Source organism: Cellulomonas biazotea, assembly GCF_004306155.1.
Classification (GTDB): Bacteria; Actinomycetota; Actinomycetes; order Actinomycetales; family Cellulomonadaceae; genus Cellulomonas; species Cellulomonas biazotea.
Genome location: NZ_BIMR01000338.1, coordinates 1 through 3,004, shown reverse-complemented (window position 1 = coordinate 3,004; position 3,004 = coordinate 1). Strand labels below are relative to the sequence as shown.

Here is a 3,004-nt window from a genome sequence, read left to right as displayed (position 1 = left end):
GCCGCCGGGACGCCCCGCTCGCGGGCGCCGCGTCCGACGTCCTCGTGCACGCGGGCGCGACGGCGCCGGCCGGGCGGACGGCGTCGCTGCCGGACGGGGCCTCGTGGTCGTCGCTGCGGACGGTCGGCGCAGCCCTGACGGCGCACGACGCGGGCCTCGCGACCGCTGCCGTCGCGCTCGACTCCTGGCACGCGCGCCACCCGCGGTGCCCGCGCTGCGGGGCGGCGACCCGGGTCGTGCAGGCGGGCTGGGTCCGCGCGTGCGTGGCGGACGGCTCCGAGCACTACCCGCGGACGGACCCGGCGGTGATCATGGCGGTCGTCGACGACGAGGACCGGCTGCTGCTGGGGCACGCGCGAGCATGGGCGGCGGGGCGGTGGTCGACGCTGGCGGGCTTCGTCGAGCCCGGCGAGTCGCTGGAGAACGCGGTGCGCCGCGAGGTCCGCGAGGAGACGGGCGTCGTCGTCGGCGACGTGGAGTACCGGGGGAGCCAGCCGTGGCCGTTCCCGGCGTCGCTCATGGTCGCGTTCGTGGCGCGCGCGCGGACGACGGACGTCGTCGTGGACGGTGTCGAGGTCGAGCAGGCGGCGTGGTTCACGCGTGACCGCCTGCGCGAGGCCGTCGCGTCGCGCGAGGTGGTGCCGCCGGGGCCGGCGTCGATCGCCCGTGCGCTGGTCGAGGACTGGCTGGGCGAGCGACTGCCGGAGCACGCGGCGTTCTGACGGGCGTCAGCCGCCGAGGCGCTCGCGGACCTGCACGAGGGACGGGTTCGTCAGCGCGCCGCCGTCGGGGAAGACGACCGTCGGGACCGTGCGGTTGCCGCCGTTGACCTGCTCGACGAACGCCGCGGCGCCCGCGTCGTCCTCGACGTCGACCTCGGTGTAGCCGATGCCGGCGGAGTCGAGCTGCTTCTTCAGCCGGTGGCAGTAGCCGCACCACGTGGTGGAGTACATCGTCACGGTGCCGGCCTGGGGCAGGGTCTCGGTGGTCATGCCGTCCTCGGGTACGGGGGAGGGGAACGGGCGGACGTGCGTCGACGGGGCGTGCCCCGTCGACTCGCTCAACACGGTCGCACGGCGAGCGCTTCCTCGCGTCCGGTGTGGCGTGGACCACACGAAGGGCTGACCTGGGGACGGGCGGCCGGTGGTGTCGGTCGGGGCTGAGAGACTGGGCGACGATGTCCGCCGACGCCCTCCTCGACGCCCTCGACCCGGAGCAGCGCGCCGTGGCGACCGCCCTGCGCGGCCCGGTGTGCGTGCTCGCCGGTGCGGGCACGGGCAAGACGCGCGCGATCACGCACCGCATCGCCTACGGGATCCGTACCGGCGTCTACCGGCCGGGCAACGTCCTGGCGGTGACCTTCACGGCGCGCGCGGCAGGGGAGATGCGCACGCGGCTGCGCGGCCTCGGGGCGACGGGCGTGCAGGCGCGGACGTTCCACGCGGCGGCGCTGCGGCAGCTCGGCTTCTTCTGGCCGAAGGTCGTCGGCGGCGCCCCCCCGCGGATCGTCGAGCAGAAGGCGCAGGTCGTCGCCGAGGCGGCCCGCCGGGTCGGGCTGTCGGTCGACCGGGTCAGCGTGCGCGACCTCGCCTCGGAGGTCGAGTGGGCGAAGGTCTCGCTCGTCACGGCCGACGAGTACGAGAAGGCGGTCGCCGCGATCGGCCGGCCGGTGCCGAGCGGTCAGGACCCGCAGGCGGTCGCACGCCTCATGACGGCGTACGAGCAGGTCAAGGCCGAGCGGGGCGGGATCGACTTCGAGGACGTCCTGCTGCTGCTGTCCGCGATGCTCTCCGAGCGGCGCGACGTCGCCGCCGAGGTGCGCGAGCAGTACCAGTACTTCGTCGTCGACGAGTACCAGGACGTCAGCCCGCTGCAGCAGTTCCTGCTCGACCAGTGGCTCGGGGGGCGGCACGAGCTGTGCGTCGTGGGCGACCCGAGCCAGACGATCTACTCGTTCGCGGGTGCCACGCCGTACCACCTGACGACGTTCGCGACCGCGCACCCGGGCGCGACGGTCGTCCGCCTGGTGCGCGACTACCGCTCGACGCCGCAGGTGGTCTCGCTCGCCAACCAGGTCATCGACGCGACCCGGCGGGCGGGCGGTCCCGCGCCGCTCGAGCTGCGGGCGCAGCGGCCCGACGGCCCCGAGGTCCGCTACACCGCGTACGACGACGACGAGGCCGAGGCGACGGGGATCGCGCACGCCGTCGCGCGGCTGGTGCGCACCGGCGTCCGGCCGAGCGAGATCGCGGTCCTGTACCGGACGAACGCGCAGTCCGAGGCGTTCGAGGAGGCGCTCGCGACGGCGGGCATCGCCTACCAGGTCCGCGGCGGCGAGCGGTTCTTCGCCCGACGCGACGTGCGCGACGCGCTCGTGCTGCTGCGCGGCGGCGCACGGTCCGCCGACCCGCAGGTGCCGATGCCGGAGACCGTGCGCGACATCCTGCGCACCGTCGGGTGGGCTCCCGAGCCGCCGGCCGCCCGCGGTGCCGCGCGTGAGCGGTGGGACGCGATGCAGGCGCTCGTCACGCTGGCCGACGAGCTCGCCGCCCACGGCCGGGAGAGCGACGGCCGGACGCCCCTGCTCCCCGACCTCGTCGCCGAGCTGGACGAGCGGGCGTCCGCGCAGCACGCGCCGACCGTCGAAGGGGTCACGCTCGCGTCGCTGCACGCCGCGAAGGGCCTGGAGTGGGACGCCGTGTTCCTCGCCGGGCTCAGCGAGGGCCTGCTGCCGACGTCGCTCGCGGACACCTCCGCGGCGGTCGCCGAGGAGCGCCGGCTGCTCTACGTCGGCATCACCCGCGCCCGTGAGCACCTGCACCTGTCGTACGCGCGCTCGCGGCTGCCGGGCGGCCGCCCGAACCGCGTGCGCACCCGGTTCCTCGACGGCGTGTGGCCGGACGGTCGGCGTCCCGCCGCCGGCTCCCGCCCGGTCCAGGGCGGCCGTGGTCCGGTGCCCGGCGCGCTCGCGGGCGCGCCGGTCGACGACGGCCACGAGGTCGAC

At 76.1% G+C, this 3,004-nt stretch carries 3 protein-coding genes; 2 read left to right on the top strand and 1 reads right to left on the bottom strand.

All coding sequences use genetic code 11. The annotated features are described in order from the left end of the window. Window positions 1-722: NAD(+) diphosphatase (gene nudC, locus CBZ_RS18085; RefSeq protein WP_130782859.1), on the top strand; the 722-nt coding region annotated here is incomplete at its 5' end. 6 nt (window positions 723-728) lie between these two features. Here the strand turns inward: nudC and CBZ_RS18080 are convergent. After that, window positions 729-992: a mycoredoxin gene (locus CBZ_RS18080; RefSeq protein WP_130782858.1), complete on the bottom strand. Its 264-nt coding sequence runs from the start codon at window positions 990-992 to the stop codon at window positions 729-731. A 185-nt stretch (window positions 993-1,177) separates the two neighbouring features. On the opposite strand from CBZ_RS18080, the gene CBZ_RS18075 reads away from it, so the two are divergent. Beyond that, window positions 1,178-3,004: ATP-dependent helicase (locus tag CBZ_RS18075; RefSeq protein ID WP_246013525.1), on the top strand; the 1,827-nt coding region annotated here is incomplete at its 3' end.

Bases quoted from the DNA above. Each gene is read 5' to 3' on its own strand.
- CBZ_RS18080 (WP_130782858.1), bottom strand. From the start codon at position 992: ATGACCACCGAGACCCTGCCCCAGGCCGGCACCGTGACGATGTACTCC.